Raw genomic sequence first — 16,125 nt, 5'->3', positions numbered from 1 at the left:
TGCATCAGTCCGCAGCGGCCTGCCGAGCGCATGCCGCGGGACGCTTTAGAAGTGGATTAAACGAGCCAGATCGTTAAAGAGCGCGATCGCCGACAACGCGACGATGCAAACGAGTCCGGCTCTTTGCAGAACAAGCTGCCAACGCTCCGATACGGCCTTGCCGGTCGCAGCTTCAACCAAATAATATAACAGATGCCCCCCGTCCAATACCGGAATTGGCAACAAGTTCAACACGCCGAGGCTGATGCTGACGAGCGAGAGAAAGGACAGGAAAGGCACCCAGCCGAGCCGCGCGCTCTTGCCGGCATAATCGGCGATCGTCACCGGCCCGGACAGATTCTTGATCGAGGCCTCGCCGATCAGCATGCGCCCGAACATGCGCAGCGAATACACACCGATCTCCCACGTGCGCCTCGCACCGCGTGCGACGCTTTCGAGCGGGCCGTAACGCACGTGCACCGTAGCCACCTTGGTGGCGAGCGCGGCCCCGATGCGGCCCACCTCGCGCCCCGTGGCGGAGTCTTCCTGGGCAACGGGTGTGATCGCCACGGCGAGCGGGCCGCTTGCGGCGTTGGGCCGCTCCACCTTGAGCTCGATCGGATGTCCGGCGTGAGCCTTCACGTAAGCGATGAACGCCTCGGCGCCGTCGATGCGTCGGCCGTCGACCGTGCGTAACACATCGCCCGCCGCGAGGCCGGCCTCTTGGGCCGCGCTGCCGGGCTCCACGGCAGCCACCGAGAGCGCGCCGCCTTCGTCGAAACCCAGCTTCGACATGAAGTCGTCGTCGACGTCGCGGTCCGAGACACGGCTGAGGTCGACTTGGAAGTCATACGTGCCGTGCCCGTCGTGCGCGCGCATGACGATGCGCCGATGATCGAACGCCGCATCGAGCAGCTTCCAGCGCAAATCCGACCAGGAGCGCACAGGCTCGATGTCCGCACCGTGCACGTCGCCGATCGCGACGATCGTCTCCCCGCCTTCGAAGCCCGCATGCGCCGCTACGCTGTCGGCCGGCGGCGTGGCAAGCGTGGCCGCGGGCTCCACGACACCGGTCGCGAAAACTGCCGCGAAAAGGACGATGGCAAGCGCGAAATTGGCCAGCGGCCCGGCCAGCACGATCGCGATGCGCTTGGCAACGTGCTGGCGATTGAACGCGAAAGGCAGGTCGGCGCGGGCAATGCCCGCCCCGGGATCCCGCTCGTCGAGCATCTTCACGTAGCCGCCGAGCGGCAGCGCCGAGATGGTCCACTCGGTGCCGCTTCGTTTGCCGACCCAGGTCAGCAGCGGGCGACCGAAACCGATCGAAAACCGCAACACCTTGACGCCGCACAATCGCGCGACAGCGAAATGCCCGAATTCATGAACGACGACGAGCACGCCGATCGCAACGGCGAAGGCGGCAATTTCGATCAGCAGGTTCATCTACGTCTCACTGCAACGCGCGGTTCGCCCGGTCGCGGTGAACGACAGTGCGCCCCGCGATGGGGCGCCGCGCGATGAAATCGATGGCAGCGCGCCGCGCAGCGGCATCGGCTTCGAGCACGGTCGCGAGCTCGTCGGGGCGTTGGTTCGGCACCGCATCCAGCACGGCCGCCACCGTTTGCGCGATATCGGTGAAACCGATGCGGCGCTCGAGGAAAGCCTCGACCGCGACCTCGTTGGCCGCATTCAGCGCCGCGCTGGCAATTCCGCCTGCGCTCAGCGCCTGCATGGCGAGCGCCAGACACGGGAAACGTTCGTAGTCGGGTTTTTCGAAGCTCAGCGACGCGACCTGTACCAGATCCAGTTGAGCGACGCCCGAATCGACGCGCTCGGGATAAGCGAGCGCGTGCGCTATCGGTGTACGCATGTCCGGATTGCCGAGCTGGGCCAGCACCGATCCATCGGCGTACGAAACGAGAGAATGGATGACGCTTTGCGGGTGGATCAGCACGTCGATGCGCTCGCCGGGCAGATCGAACAGCCAATGCGCCTCGATCACTTCCAGCCCCTTGTTCATCATCGTGGCCGAATCGACGGATATCTTGCGGCCCATGACCCAGTTCGGATGCTTGCAGGCTTCCTCGGGCGTGACATCGACGAGCGTGGCCGGTTCGCGCGTGCGAAACGGGCCGCCCGACGCCGTCAGGATGATCTTGGCGACGCCGCCGCGCGGCGATGCGTCGCGCGGCAGGCACTGGAATATCGCGTTGTGCTCGCTATCGACGGGCAACAGCGTGGCGCCGTGGTCGCGCACGGCATCCATGAAGATCGCCCCCGACATGACGAGCGCTTCCTTGTTCGCGAGCAAAATGCGCTTGCCGGCGACGGCCGCGGCCAAGCTCGGCGCCAGTCCCGCCGCGCCGACGATCGCCGCCACCACAGTGTCGCAGTCATCGCTTTTGGCCACATCGACGAGTGCCTGCGGGCCATAAGTCACCTGCGTGGCGCAGCCGGCCGCACGCAATTGCGCCTCGACTCGGGCTGCCGTGTCGGCATCGCCGACCACGGCGACCTCCGGCACAAAGCGCAGGCATTGCTCGACGAGCTTATCGCCATTGCGATGCGCACTTAAGGCGTAAACCGAGAAGCGCTCCGGATGGCGAGCGACGACGTCCAGGGTGCTCTCGCCGATCGAGCCCGTGGAACCCAGCAGTGTCAAACGTTTTGTCATAAGTTCATTTCCTGGGCGCCGAAGGCGCCTTACGCCACGAGCAACATCACGAGCGGCAACACCGGCAGCAATGCGTCGATGCGATCGAGCACCCCGCCATGCCCCGGCAACAGCGCGCTCGAATCCTTCACGCCCGCCTGGCGCTTGAGCAGCGACTCGAACAGATCGCCGACGACGCTGAAGGCGACGAGCCCGGTGAGCGCCAGGAGCGCCCGTACTGCGCCGAGCTTGGCCGGCAACGTCGAAAATAGCGTAGGCGCGAACGCTTCGCTTGCCATCGCCACGCCGCCCACGACGAGCACGGCGATCCAGCCTCCCACGGCGCCCTCCCAGGTTTTACCCGGGCTGATGGTCACCGCGAGCTTGTGCTTGCCGAAAGCCTTGCCGGAGAAGTATGCGCCGATGTCCGCAAGCCAGACGACGATCAGCACCGAAAGCACGAACGCGACGCCAATCGTGCGCGCCAGCACCAGCGCATGCCAGCAGGCGACGAAGACGACAAGCCCCGCCAGGACGAGGAACGCGCGCCACGCACCGTGTGCAAGCTGCGGCTTGCGCGCAAGCGCGAACGGACCCGCCAGGAGCCAGAATATCGCGGCCGCCTCGAAAAGCGGGCGCGTGGCCCGCATGCCGGGGCCGAGCCGCAGGCTCGCCAGCAGCGCCACCGCGGCCAGCGCGGCGTAGCCATACGAAGCGAGAGCCGGCAAACCCAGAAGGCGCCCCCATTCCCATGCCGCCAGGACCACGACCAGTCCAATCAACGCACCGAACGCACTTGCCGGCGCATAAAGCGTGACCGGAACAAACACGGCCAGCAAAACGATGGCCGTGACGACGCGAGTCTTCAGCATGGGAGGGAATCGACGTCCTGCGATTGCGGCTCGAGCTGTGCACTGGTGCGGCCGAAACGCCGCTCCCGGCGTCCATAAGAGGCAATGGCATCGGCGAGCGTATTGGCGTCGAAATCGGGCCAGAACGTCTCGGTGAAATAGAGCTCGGTGTAGGCGAGTTGCCAGAGCAGGAAGTTGCTGATGCGCGTCTCGCCGCCTGTGCGGATGAACAGATCGGGCTCCGGCGCGTAAGCCATTGCCAGATGCCGGGAAAACGCATCCTCGTCGAAACTCGCCGGCTGGCCTTGCTGCGCGGCCTCCTCGGCCGCCTTGCGGGCCGCCTGGAGGATATCCCAGCGCCCGCCGTAATTGGCGGCAATCGTCAGCGTCAGCCGTTCATTGCGTGCCGTTTTGGTTTCCGCGCGGCGAATGAGGTCTTGAATGCGCGTATCGAACTGCGACAGATCGCCCACGACGCGCAAGCGGATGCCGTTGGCGTGCAGCTTGCCGACCTCGCGCTCGAGCGCGGTCACGAAAAGCCGCATGAGGAACGACACTTCTTCGACGGGCCGGCGCCAGTTTTCGGAGCTGAACGCGAAAAGCGTCAGATATTCGACGCCCGCGCGCGCGCACGCCTCGACGGTCGCACGCACCGCATCGACGCCGCGCGTATGGCCCGCTACGCGCGGCAAACGTCGTTGCGTCGCCCAGCGGCCGTTGCCGTCCATGATGATCGCGACGTGGCGCGGAACGGCTGCGACATCGGGTACGCGAACAGTTGAGCTGGTATAAGTCATGGCCGCCGGGACAGATAACTGCTTTGAACGAAGTAAGACCGGGAAGACGTCGGGAAGCGCGAGGCCTCAGACCGTCATGATCTCGGCTTCTTTCGTATGCACGAGTTTCTCGATCTCGGCGACGTACTTGTCGGTGAGCTTTTGGACTTCGTCACTGGCGCGGCGTTCGTCGTCTTCGGAGATTTCCTTGTCCTTGACGAGCTTCTTGAGCTGCTCGTTGGCGTCGCGGCGCAGATTGCGCACGGCGATCTTCGCCGTCTCCCCTTCGCTCTTGACGACTTTCGTCAGCTCGCGGCGGCGCTCCTCGGTCAGCGCCGGCATCGGCACCCGGATCAAGTCGCCCTGCGTGGCGGGATTCAGCCCGAGATCCGACTCGCGGATCGCCTTTTCGACCACGGCGACCATCTTCTTTTCCCAAGGCTGCACGCCGATCGTGCGCGCATCGATGAGCGTCAGGTTGGCGACCTGCGAAATAGGCACGTTCGAGCCATAGTAGTCGACCTGGATGTGATCGAGCAGGCCCGTATGCGCGCGCCCGGTGCGGATCTTCGCCAGATCGCTCTTGAACGCCTCGATCGAACGCTGCATCTTCTGATCGGCGCCCTTTTTTATGTCTGCCAGACTCATTTAAACCTCCGAACCTTCATAACAGTGCGGATCGCCCGCGCGCCAGCGGCGCGCATGACCACGACAAGCCGCGGCGGGCGTTTTCCGCGTTGTGCGAGAGTTTACACGTGGACCAGCGTACCCTCGTCCTCCCCCTGAATGATGCGCTTCAGTGCGCCGGGCTTGACGATCGAAAAAACGCGGATCGGCAGCTTCTGATCGCGGCACAGCGCAAACGCCGTCGCATCCATGACCTGGAGGTTGCGGCCGATCGCCTCGTCGAAGCTGATCGTCGCATAGCGCGTTGCCGACGCATCCTTGTTCGGGTCCGCGGAGTATACGCCGTCGACCTTCGTCGCCTTGAGCACCACTTCGGCGCCGATTTCCGAGCCGCGCAACGCCGCAGCCGTATCGGTCGTGAAGAACGGGTTGCCCGTACCGGCCGCGAAGATCACGACCTTGCCTTCCTCGAGTTGCCGGATTGCACGCGGTCGGATGTACGGCTCGACCACCTGGTCCATGCGCAGCGCCGATTGCACGCGCGCCTCGATGCCCGCGTGCCGCATCGCGTCTTGCAGCGCAAGCGCGTTCATCATCGTCGCGAGCATGCCCATGTAGTCGGCCGTTGCGCGATCCATGCCCGCCGCACCGCCGGCCACGCCGCGAAAGATGTTGCCGCCGCCAATCACGACCGCGAGCTGCGTGCCGAGGCCAACCACCTCGGCGATGTCCGCCACCATTCTTTCGATCGTCGCGCGGTTGATGCCGAAGGCATCGTCGCCCATCAAAGCTTCGCCGGAGAGTTTGAGAAGAACGCGTTTATAGGCTGTGGGCATAGCGGTATCCGATCGCGCCGAAGGGAGTGACGACAATGTGGAACTGTAGGGGTGAAACATAAATTCGAGCAAGCACCGCCCACGCCGCGCCGCGTGCTCGCCGGGCAACTGGCAAAACCGCCACCCGGCAAAGCTTGCGCGCGCTGACTAGGGGAAAACCCCTAGTCAATAGTCGGTGCCGCCGATGCCACGAAGCGGGTTCGTGCCGAACCCCGCATCGAGGCTCGCCTCGCCGCCCGAATGCACCGGCACCCGGACGCTTTCGAGGCAGGTACTTACTGTTGCTTGGCGGCTGCGACCTGCGCGGCCACTTCGGCCGCGAAATCGTCCTGCCGCTTTTCGATCCCTTCGCCGACGACGAAGAGCGCGAACTGCTGGACCGACGCATTGGCGGCCTTCAGCATCTGCTCGATCGTCTGCTTGTCGTTCTTCACGAACGGCTGATTCAGCAGCGACACTTCCTTCAGATACTTTTGCACGCTGCCTTCGACCATCTTCGCGACGATCTCGGCCGGCTTGCCCGATTCGGCTGCCTTTTGCTCGGCGATACTGCGCTCTTTCGCGATCAGCTCGGCCGGCACATCGCTCGCGGAGAGCGACACCGGCTTCATGGCGGCCACGTGCATGGCGACATCCTTGCCGACTTGCTCGTCGGCGCCCGTGTACTCCACGAGCACGCCGATGCGCGTGCCGTGCAGGTAGGCCGCGAGCTTGTTGGTCGTCTCGAAGCGCACGAAGCGGCGGATCGACAGGTTTTCGCCGATCTTGCCGACGAGCGCGAGGCGCACGGCGTCGACCGTCTGGCCATTCAGCGTCAGCGCCGACAGCGCGGCCACATCGGCCGGCTTGTGCGCCACCACGAGTTCCGCGACTTGCTTGGCGAACGCGTTGAAATCGTCGTTCTTCGCGACGAAGTCCGTCTCGCAGTTCAACTCGACGAGCGCGCCCGCGTTGCCGCTGATGGACGAGACGATGATGCCCTCGGCCGTCACGCGCGAGGCGGCCTTGCTGGCCTTGTTGCCGAGCTTCACGCGCAGCAGCTCTTCCGCGCGGGACATGTCGCCTTCGGCTTCCGTCAGCGCCTTCTTGCATTCCATCATGGGCGCGTCGGTCTTCGCGCGCAGTTCTGCCACCATGCTTGCGGTAATTGCCGCCATCATTCGCTCCTTGAGTCTGTCTTTCATAGGCCGCCCGCTTTCGATGCGAACGGCAGGCATTCGTTCGCGGCACGCGCCAAAACCGCTGCGCCGCATCAACGGCCGTCGCCGCGGCCGAAACTCAAAAAAAGGGGGCCCCTGAAAGCCCCCTTTTTTGCCGGCCCCAGGGTTGCTTTACGCCTCCCCGTTGACCTCGACGAATTCGTCGCCGTCGCCTTCGCCACGCACTGCCTGGACGACTTCGTTCACCGCATTCGCGCGGCCTTCGAGAATCGCGTCCGCCACGCCAGCCGCGTAGAGCGCCACAGCCTTGCTCGCGTCGTCGTTACCGGGGATCACGTAGTCGATCCCTTCCGGCGAGTGGTTCGTGTCGACCACGGCGATGACCGGAACGCCCAGCTTGTTGGCTTCCGTCACGGCGATCTTGTGATAGCCGACGTCCACGACGAAGATCGCATCGGGAATGCCACCCATGTCCTTCACGCCACCGATCGACTTCTGGAGCTTCGCGATTTCACGTTCGAACAACAGGGCTTCCTTCTTGCTCATGCGCTCGGTCTCGCCTGCCTCGACGGCCGTCTCCATGTCCTTCAAGCGCTTGATCGAAACCTTCAGCGTCTTGAAGTTGGTCAGCATGCCGCCGAGCCAGCGGGCGTTCACGTAAGGCATACCGCAGCGCTGCGCCTCTTCGGCGATGGTGTCGCGCGACTGACGCTTCGTACCCACGAAAAGGATCGTGCCCCGATTCGCCGCCAGCTGACGCACGTACTTCAGCGCGTCGTTGTACATCGGCAGCGTCTTTTCGAGGTTGATGATGTGAATCTTGTTGCGATGACCGAAGATGAACGGGGCCATCTTGGGGTTCCAGAAGCGGGTCTGGTGACCGAAGTGGACACCGGCTTCCAGCATTTGACGCATGGTGACTGCCATTGAAATTCTCCGCGAGGGTTGGGCCTTAAGCCGGCTGCAGTAACGGATGCGCGACAGGCGTGCACGGACGATCTCGCCGATGCTCGCGTATCATGCGCACCCGGCACCCTGGGTGCGCCGGCTTGCGATTTACTCAAAATTTGACTCTTTGACTTCCAGCCGCCGGAGCCCCGAGTGAATCAAACACGGAATGAAACACCAATTCCGCCGGGCACCATTGACGACTAGCCAGAAAGTATATCACGCTCGCGGCGTCCGCCTCAACACCGACCTTGGTTTCAGCCGGCGGCTCTATATGGTGCGATAATCCGGCAATCCGCGTCCCATGCTGGCACTCCAATGGCTATCACGATCAAAAACGAATACGACGTCGAGCAAATGCGCATCGCGTGCCGACTCGCGAGCGAAGTGCTCGACTACATCACGCCCTTTGTCAAACCGGGCGTGTCGACGGGCGAGCTCGACCGGCTCTGCCACAACTACATGCTCGACGTGCAAGGCACGATCCCGGCGCCGCTCAATTATCAGCCGCCCGGCTACCCGCCCTATCCGAAGGCAACGTGCATTTCGGTGAACGACGTCATCTGCCACGGCATTCCGGGCGACAAGATCGTCAAGAACGGCGACGCCCTGAATATCGATATCACGGTCATCAAGAACGGCTATTTCGGCGATACGAGCCGGATGTTCATCGCCGGCGAAGGCTCGATTCTCGCCAGGCGGCTCGCCCAGACGACCTACGAGTGCATGTGGCTCGGAATCGAGCAGGTGCGCCCGGGTGCGCGGCTCGGCGATATCGGCCATGCCATTCAGAAGCACGCCGAGGCACATGGCTACAGTGTCGTGCGCGAATACTGCGGCCACGGTATCGGCAAGGTTTTTCATGAAGATCCCCAGGTGCTTCATTACGGCCGCCCCGGCACCGGTCTCGAGCTCCAAAAAGGCATGATCTTCACGATCGAGCCGATGATCAATGCCGGGCGCCGCGAGATTCGCACGATGCCCGATCAATGGACCGTCAAGACGCGCGACCGCAGCCTGTCGGCGCAGTGGGAGCATACGGTGCTCGTCACCGATACGGGTTTCGACGTGCTGACCGTTTCGGCCGGAACGCCCGAACGGCCCCGTCTGTCCGTCGCCGCCTAGCGGCGGCGCGCATCCGGTCAGTTGGCGGGGCCGCGGCGCGCATCGCGCGCGAGCGGCGGCGCCCGCTGCCTGGCCACCGTTTGTTGCCATCGTCAGCCGCATCTTCGTCGTCACATGAGCGTCCCAGCCGCCCTGCCCCACTCCATGTCGCTCAAAGCGGATTACCGCGTCGCCAAGACGGCGCTTCTCGATCGCTTCAAAACCGCCGGCAATGTCGATGCGGCCATGCGCGCGCTCGCGCGCGCCACGGACGACGCGTTGCGCCGCGCTTGGCTCGCCTGCGAAATGCCGGCCTCGCTCGCACTCGTCGCCGTCGGCGGGTACGGTCGCGGCGAGCTTTCGCCCTATTCCGACATCGACATTCTCGTGCTGTTGCACGAAACCCCCGGGCCCGAGCTCGAGGCGCGCATCGAGCGGTTCATCGGCATGGCGTGGGACCTCGGGCTCGAACTGGGCAGCAGCGTGCGCACCGTCGACGAATGCATCGACGAAGGAGAGCGCGACATCACGGTGCGCACATCCTTGCTCGAAGCGCGACGCATCACGGGCAGCACGGCGCTCTTTCAGCGTTTCGCACTGCGCTTTAACGAAACGCTCGACGCGCGCGCATTTTTCCAGGCGAAAGTCCTCGAAATGCGTCAGCGCCATGCGAAGTTCCAGGACTCGCCGTATAGCCTCGAGCCCAATGTCAAGGAAAGTCCCGGCGGGCTGCGCGACTTGCAGCTGATTCTGTGGATCGCCCGTGCCGCCGGCTTCGGCAGCAGTTGGCGCGAGCTCGACCAGCGCGGTCTCATTACGGCGCGCGAAGCGCGCGAGCTGCGCCGCAACGAAGGCTTCCTGAAGATGCTGCGTGCCCGTTTGCATCTGATCGCGGGGCGTCGCCAGGATGTGCTCGTTTTCGATCTGCAAACCGCTGCCGCCGAGAGCTTCGGCTACCACTCGACGCAGGCGCGGCGGGCGAGCGAGCAGCTCATGCGCCGCTATTACTGGGCAGCGAAAGCCGTGACGCAGCTCGCGACGATCCTGATTCAGAATGTCGAAGCGCAGCTCTTCCCGCGCACGAGCGGCATTACGCGCGTGCTATCGGATCGCTTCGTCGAGAAGCAAGGCATGATCGAGATCGTCAGCGACGACGTGTTCGAGCGCGCGCCGTCCGCCATTCTCGAGGCGTTCTTGCTCTACGAGGCCACGCCGGGCACCAAAGGGCTCTCCGCACGTACGCTGCGAGCGCTTTACAACGCCCGCGAAATCATGGATTCGCGCTGGCGCAAGGCGCCCGAGAACCGGCGCCTCTTCATGCAGATCCTCAAAGAGCCGCAGGGCATCACCCATGCACTGCGCCTCATGAATCAAACGAGCGTGCTCGGCCGGTATTTACTGAATTTTCGTCGCATCGTCGGCCAGATGCAGCACGACCTCTATCACGTCTATACGGTCGATCAGCACATTCTGATGGTGCTGCGCAATCTGCGCCGTTTCGCCCTGGCCGAGCATGCGCACGAGTACCCGTTTTGCAGTCAGTTGATGGCCAATTTCGAGCACCACTGGGTGCTCTACGTGGCCGCGCTTTTTCATGACATCGCGAAAGGCCGCGGGGGCGATCATTCGACGCTCGGCATGGCCGACGCGCGACGCTTTTGCCGCGAGCACGGCATCACGGGAGACGACGCCTCGCTGATCGTCTGGCTCGTGCAGCAGCATCTGACGATGAGTCAGGTTGCGCAAAAGCAAGACACGAGCGACCCGGCTGTCATCAAGCAATTCGCCGAACTCGTCGGCACCGAGCGGCGGCTCACCGCGCTATATCTGCTGACGGTCGCCGATATCCGCGGCACGAGCCCCAAGGTCTGGAACACCTGGAAAGGCAAGCTGCTCGAGGACCTTTACCGCATGACGCTCGCCGTGCTGGGCGGCGCACGCCCCGACGAGCACTCCGAGCTCAAGACGCGCAAGGAGGAAGCGCTCGCGCTGCTGCGGCTCGAGACCGTGCCGGAGAACGCGCAGCGCGCGCTGTGGGAGCAGCTCGATGTCGGGTACTTCCTGCGGCACGACGCCGCCGATATCGCCTGGCAAACGCGCGTGCTGTATCGCCACGTCGAAGCCGAGGCGCCCATCGTACGCGCACGCCCGGCGCCCATCGGCGAAGCGCTGCAAGTGCTCGTCTATGTGCGCGATCGCCCGGATCTGTTCGCTGGCATTTGCGCCTACTTCGAGCGCAACGGATTGTCCGTGCTCGATGCCCGCATCAGCACGACCCGCCACGGCTATGCGCTCGACAACTTCATCGTCGCGCATCCGGAGCAAGACGTGCAGTATCGCGATATCGCGAATCTCGTCGAGCAGCAGCTCAGTGCCTGGCTTTCATCGGGCGAGCCGTTGCCCGAGCCGTCCAAGGGCCGGCTGTCGCGCCTTTCGCGCACGTTCCCGATCACGCCGCGCGTCGATTTGCGGGCCGACGAGCGCGGCCAGTACTACATTCTCTCGGTCTCGGCAAACGACCGGCTGGGTCTGCTTTATTCGATCGCGCGCGTGCTCGCCAACCATTGTGTCGGCGTGCATGCCGCTCGCATCAATACGCTCGGCGAGCGCGTCGAAGACGTCTTCCTGCTCGATGGCCGGGGTCTGTCCGACAGCCGGCTGCAAATTCAGCTGGAAACCGAACTGCTGCGAGCCATCGCGCTATAGGCGCTGTTTCATTGCCGCTCTGGCCCTACGCCCGCGGTCCCGTTTTTTAGAGAATCTATGCGCGTCAAACTGACAGCCAAGCATCCGCGACCGGACACACCGGATCGCGCTCCCGTTCGTTCCGGCAGCCCGTCGGCACGCAAGCCGGCGCGAGGTGCCGCAGCGCCGCGTGCAGCGGGCACAGCGCCCGGCAAGGCAGCGCCGGCGCCACGCGCCCCCGCCGCGAAATCCGCGGGCGGCGCGCGGGGCGCGGGCACGGCACTCGCGCGTCGCACGCGCGAGGACAAGCCGGGCTCGTCGCCCGGTGAAAGAAGCCGGCGACCGGCAGCACCGGGCGCCCGCAGGGCAACCGCGTCCGGCAGTTCCCCGGCAGGCGCGCCGGCCGGCGTGCCGCGCGGCCGTGAGCGCGACAGCGTAGCGGGAACTCGCAGGGCTGCGGCAAGCAACGATAAGCGCACGGGGGGCGTCGCTAACGAAACGGGAACCCGCACGCCGAGAACCGGAACGGGCAGCGACAAACGCGCGGGCGCCGCCGGCGACGTGAGTCGGAGTGGCGCCCGTGCACCCCGGGCTGCGGCAAGCCACGACAGACGCACGGGGGCTGGGTTCAACGAAAGCGGAACCCGCACGCCGAGGACCGGAACGGGCAGCGGTAAACGCACGGCTGCCGCTGGGGACGTGAGTCGGAGTGACACCCGCGCGCCCAGGACCGCGGCGGGCAGCGGCAAACGTGGAGGCGCCACCGCGAGCGAAAGCGGAACTCGCGCGCCCCACCGGAGCGCAGCGGGCACGGGCAAACGCTCGGGCGCCGCCGTGCAAGCGCGGCCCGAGCGTAAGACCGGCTCGCCGGTCAAGCGCCAGGCGACGGAACGTGCGGAACGTCCGGAACGTGCGGACCGTGCGGACCGTGCGGACCGTGCGGACCGTGCGGGGCGTCCGGAGCGTGCCGGGCGTCCTGAGCACCGCCCGAGCGGTGCCGCCGCAGCTAAGGCCCCGGCGAACCCCGAAACGGCGGGGACGATGCGCCTATCGAAACGCATGTCGGAACTCGGTCTATGTTCGCGCCGGGAAGCCGATGAGTGGATTGCGAATGGCTGGGTGCGCGTCGATGGCGAACGAATCGATACGCTCGGCGCTCGCGTACGCCCCGATCAGAAGATAGACATCACGCGCGATGCGCACGCCGCGCAATCGCGGCAAGTCACGATCCTTCTGCACAAGCCCGTCGGCTACGTGTCGGGACAGGCCGAAGACGGCTACGAACCCGCCGTCACGCTCGTCACCGCAGCCAATCGCTGGGACGGGGACCGTTCGCCCGTGCGCTTCTCCCCGAGTCATCTGCGCGCGCTCGCGCCCGCTGGCCGCCTCGATATCGATTCGACGGGGCTGCTCGTGCTGACACAGGACGGCCGCGTCGCAAAGCAGCTGATCGGCGAGCATTCGAGCGTGGAAAAGGAATATCTCGTACGTGTGACCTACGGCGAGCACACGACCGATGTCGATCAGCACTTTCCCGCCGACAAACTCGCGTTGCTGCGGTTCGGTTTGTCGCTCGATGACGCGGCGCTGAAACCGGCCAAGGTCAGTTGGCAAAACGGCGAACAACTGCGCTTCGCCCTGCGCGAAGGCAAGAAGCGGCAAATCCGTCGCATGTGCGAACTCGTCGGCTTGCACGTCGTCGGACTGAAGCGCGTCCGCATGGGCCGCGTGGCGCTGGGCGCACTGCCGCAGGGAAAATGGCGCTATCTGCTTGCGGACGAGGCGTTTTGAACAGCGACGCCGTCCGGGGCTCGCTCTCGCGAGCTCGCCCGACGAACGGGAAGCGCGCGTCAGTCGTCGCTGTTGGGGTCGAGATCGGGGAAGAGCACCTCGGTGAAGCCGAAATTCGAGAAATCGGTTATCCGCATCGGATAGAGCTTGCCGATCAGATGATCGCATTCGTGCTGCACGACGCGCGCATGAAAGCCTTCCGCCACGCGGTCGATCGGCTGCCCATACTGATCGAACCCGTGGTAGCGGATCATCGAAAATCGTCCGACGATCCCGCGCATGCCCGGCACTGACAGGCACCCTTCCCAGCCCTCTTCCGTATCTTGCGATACCGGTGTGATGGTCGGGTTGATGAGCACCGTCTCAGGCACCGGCGGTGCCTCGGGATAGCGTTCGTTGTGTCCAAAGCCGAAGATGACCACCTGCTGATCGACACCGATCTGCGGTGCGGCAAGCCCCGCGCCGTTGGCGGCATGCATCGTCTCGAACATGTCCGCGATGAGTGCATGAAGCTCGGGCGTGTCGAAATGATCGACGGGGTGGGCAATGCGCAAAAGACGCGGATCGCCCATCTTGAGAATTTCGCGAATCATGGATTGTGACCCTCCAGAAGCTTGCGCATACCGTCTTCGTCGAGCACGGGAATGCCGAGTTCCTCGGCTTTCGCAAGCTTGCTGCCCGCCTCGCTTCCCGCCACCACATAATCGGTTTTCTTCGACACGGAGCCGGACACCTTTGCGCCGGCCGCCTCCAGCAGTTCCTTGGCGTCTTCGCGCGAGTATGTCGGCAGCGTACCGGTCAACACGACGGTCTTGCCGGCCAGCGCGCCTTGCGGCGCGCGCGGCGCCGGCGGCCCTTCGGGCCAGCTCACTTTGCCGGGCGCCCGCAACTGTTCGATGACAGTCCGATTGTGCTCTTCCGCGAAGAACTGATGAATCGACTCGGCCACGACGGGGCCGACATCGTTGACTTCGAGCAATTCCTCCATCGACGCGTTCATCAACGGATCGAGCGAGCCGAAATGGCGCGCGAGGTCCTTCGCCGTCGATTCGCCCACGTGCCGAATACCGAGCGCATAGATGAAGCGGGCAAGCGTCGTGTGCTTGGCCTGTTCGAGCGAATCCAGCAGATTCTGCGCCGATTTTTCGGCAAAGCGGTCGAGTTGGGCCAGCGTCGCAAAGCCCAGATTGAAAAGATCGGCCGGTGTACGCACGAGCTGCTGCTCGACGAGCTGGTCGATGATCCTTTCACCGAGCCCATCGATATCGAGCGCGCGGCGCTGCGCAAAATGCCAGATGGCCTGCTTGCGCTGCGCAGGACAGAACAGCCCCCCGGTGCATCGTGCGACGGCTTCGTCCGGCAGCCGCTCGATGCGCGAACCGCAGACCGGGCAGTGCGTGGGCATCACGAACTCGCGCGCGTTCTCGGGCCGGCGCTCGAGCATGACGGACACGAGCTCGGGGATCACATCGCCCGCGCGTCGTACGACGACGGTGTCGCCAATGCGGGCGTCCTTGCGGCGTACCTCGTCTTCGTTGTGCAAGGTGGCGTTCGTGACGGTCACGCCGCCGACGAAGACCGGCTTCAGCCGCGCCACCGGCGTAATCGCGCCCGTGCGCCCGACGTTGACGTAGATGTCGAGCAGCTCCGTCATGGCCTCTTCGGCCGGGAATTTATGCGCGAGCGCGAAACGCGGCGCTCTCGAAACGAATCCGAGCCGGTCCTGCTCGTCTCGCCGATTGACCTTGTAGACGACGCCGTCGATCTCGTAAGGCAACGACTTGCGTTTTTCGCCGATACGTCGGAAGAATTCGAGGAGCCCTTGCGCGCCGTTGACCGTGGCGCGTTCGGCGCACACCGGCAACCCGAGCTCGCCGTACCAGTCGAGCAGCGCGCTATGCGTACCGGGCATCTCGATACCGTCGAGTTCGCCGATGCCGTATGAAAAAAAGGAAAGCGGCCGATGAGCGGTGATTCTCGGATCGAGCTGCCGCAGACTGCCCGCCGCCGCATTGCGCGGATTCGCGAATTCGCGTTGCTCGGCTTCGCGTTGACGCGCGTTGAGCCGCTCGAAGTCGCGCTTGAACATCAGCACCTCGCCTCGCACCTCGACGAGGCGCGGCACGCGATCGCCCTTCAGCTTGAGCGGAATGGAACGGATCGTACGCACGTTCTGGGTCACATCCTCGCCCGTCGCGCCATCGCCGCGCGTCGCTGCCTGCACGAGCCGGCCGTTCTCGTAGCGCAGCGCGATCGCGAGGCCGTCGAACTTCAGCTCGCACGCGTATTCGACCGATTCGCTGTGGAGCACGTCGGCAACGCGTTTGTCGAAGGCGACGATATCTTCGTCGGTAAAGCCGTTGTTCAGCGAGAGCATCGGCACCGCATGGTGCACGGGCGCGAAGCCGCTCGATGCCTGGCCGCCGACACGCTGCGTCGGCGACTCGGGCGTGATCAGATCGGGGTGTTCGCTTTCGATGCGCTGCAGTTCGAGAAAGAGCCGGTCGTATTCGGCATCGGGCAGCTCGGGCTGATCGAGCACGTAGTACTGATAGTTGGCGCGATCGAGCTCCGCACGCAGCCATGCTGCGCGCTCGGCGGGTTGGTCTGTCGGTGCTTGTGCAGTGTGTGGGGCCATGCCGGGGCGCTCTTGTTCGATTTCGAGTTCACCCCGGCATTATCGCAGCGCCCGTCATGCGCGCAAGCCGTCCGGCG

The 16,125-nt window shown here is 64.7% G+C and carries 13 protein-coding genes; 3 read left to right on the top strand and 10 right to left on the bottom strand.

Going from position 1 to position 16,125, the window contains the following annotated elements; all coding sequences use genetic code 11:
- Positions 1-45: 45 nt before the first annotated feature.
- The 8 genes from rseP to rpsB form a co-directional block, all read right to left on the bottom strand.
- A complete protein-coding gene (rseP, locus tag VGL01_RS21090; RefSeq protein ID WP_331572794.1) occupies positions 46-1,422 on the bottom strand; it encodes an RIP metalloprotease RseP in 1,377 nt (458 codons plus the stop codon).
- 7 nt (positions 1,423-1,429) lie between these two features.
- Positions 1,430-2,653 carry a 1-deoxy-D-xylulose-5-phosphate reductoisomerase gene (locus VGL01_RS21085; protein ID WP_331572792.1) on the bottom strand — a complete coding sequence of 408 codons (1,224 nt, stop codon included), beginning with the start codon at positions 2,651-2,653 and terminating at the stop codon, positions 1,430-1,432.
- A gap of 29 nt (positions 2,654-2,682) precedes the next feature.
- Positions 2,683-3,504, bottom strand: coding sequence for a phosphatidate cytidylyltransferase (locus tag VGL01_RS21080; RefSeq protein ID WP_331572790.1), 822 nt, complete (start codon positions 3,502-3,504; stop codon positions 2,683-2,685).
- A complete protein-coding gene (gene uppS, locus VGL01_RS21075) occupies positions 3,498-4,280 on the bottom strand; it encodes a polyprenyl diphosphate synthase (protein ID WP_331572787.1) in 783 nt (260 codons plus the stop codon). The genes VGL01_RS21080 and uppS overlap by 7 nt, the downstream gene beginning before the upstream one ends.
- A 66-nt stretch (positions 4,281-4,346) precedes the next feature.
- Complete coding sequence (gene frr / locus VGL01_RS21070) at positions 4,347-4,907, bottom strand: ribosome recycling factor (RefSeq protein WP_331572785.1); 561 nt, start codon at positions 4,905-4,907, stop codon at positions 4,347-4,349.
- Between the two features lie 101 nt (positions 4,908-5,008).
- Positions 5,009-5,722 (bottom strand): UMP kinase, encoded by a 714-nt coding sequence (gene pyrH, locus VGL01_RS21065; protein WP_173259036.1) that lies wholly within the window; start codon positions 5,720-5,722, stop codon positions 5,009-5,011.
- 275 nt (positions 5,723-5,997) lie between these two features.
- Entirely contained in the window at positions 5,998-6,879 is an 882-nt protein-coding gene (gene tsf, locus VGL01_RS21060; protein ID WP_331572836.1) for a translation elongation factor Ts, read from the bottom strand.
- A gap of 174 nt (positions 6,880-7,053) precedes the next feature.
- Positions 7,054-7,809: a 30S ribosomal protein S2 gene (gene rpsB, locus VGL01_RS21055; RefSeq protein ID WP_331572783.1), complete on the bottom strand. Its 756-nt coding sequence runs from the start codon at positions 7,807-7,809 to the stop codon at positions 7,054-7,056.
- Positions 7,810-8,148: 339 nt separating this feature from the next.
- On the opposite strand from rpsB, the gene map reads away from it, so the two are divergent.
- The 3 genes from map (at position 8,149) to VGL01_RS21040 (ending at position 13,410) form a co-directional block, all read left to right on the top strand.
- Entirely contained in the window at positions 8,149-8,955 is an 807-nt protein-coding gene (gene map / locus VGL01_RS21050; protein ID WP_331572781.1) for a type I methionyl aminopeptidase, read from the top strand.
- A 114-nt stretch (positions 8,956-9,069) separates the two neighbouring features.
- Entirely contained in the window at positions 9,070-11,640 is a 2,571-nt protein-coding gene (locus tag VGL01_RS21045) for a [protein-PII] uridylyltransferase (RefSeq protein ID WP_331572779.1), read from the top strand.
- Between the two features lie 1,020 nt (positions 11,641-12,660).
- The gene (locus VGL01_RS21040; protein ID WP_331572777.1) at positions 12,661-13,410 is read left to right on the top strand and encodes a pseudouridine synthase; all 750 of its coding nucleotides are present in this window, start codon (positions 12,661-12,663) and stop codon (positions 13,408-13,410) included.
- A gap of 59 nt (positions 13,411-13,469) precedes the next feature.
- Here the strand turns inward: VGL01_RS21040 and def are convergent, their stop codons facing one another.
- Together def and ligA are read right to left on the bottom strand one after the other, a co-directional pair.
- The gene (gene def, locus VGL01_RS21035) at positions 13,470-14,003 is read right to left on the bottom strand and encodes a peptide deformylase (RefSeq protein ID WP_331572775.1); all 534 of its coding nucleotides are present in this window, start codon (positions 14,001-14,003) and stop codon (positions 13,470-13,472) included.
- Complete coding sequence (gene ligA, locus VGL01_RS21030) at positions 14,000-16,048, bottom strand: NAD-dependent DNA ligase LigA (protein ID WP_331572773.1); 2,049 nt, start codon at positions 16,046-16,048, stop codon at positions 14,000-14,002. The genes def and ligA overlap by 4 nt, the downstream gene beginning before the upstream one ends.
- Positions 16,049-16,125 lie beyond the last annotated feature (77 nt).

The organism is Trinickia sp., assembly GCF_036503415.1.
Classification (GTDB): Bacteria; Pseudomonadota; Gammaproteobacteria; order Burkholderiales; family Burkholderiaceae; genus Trinickia.
This window is presented reverse-complemented; position numbering and strand designations above follow the sequence as displayed.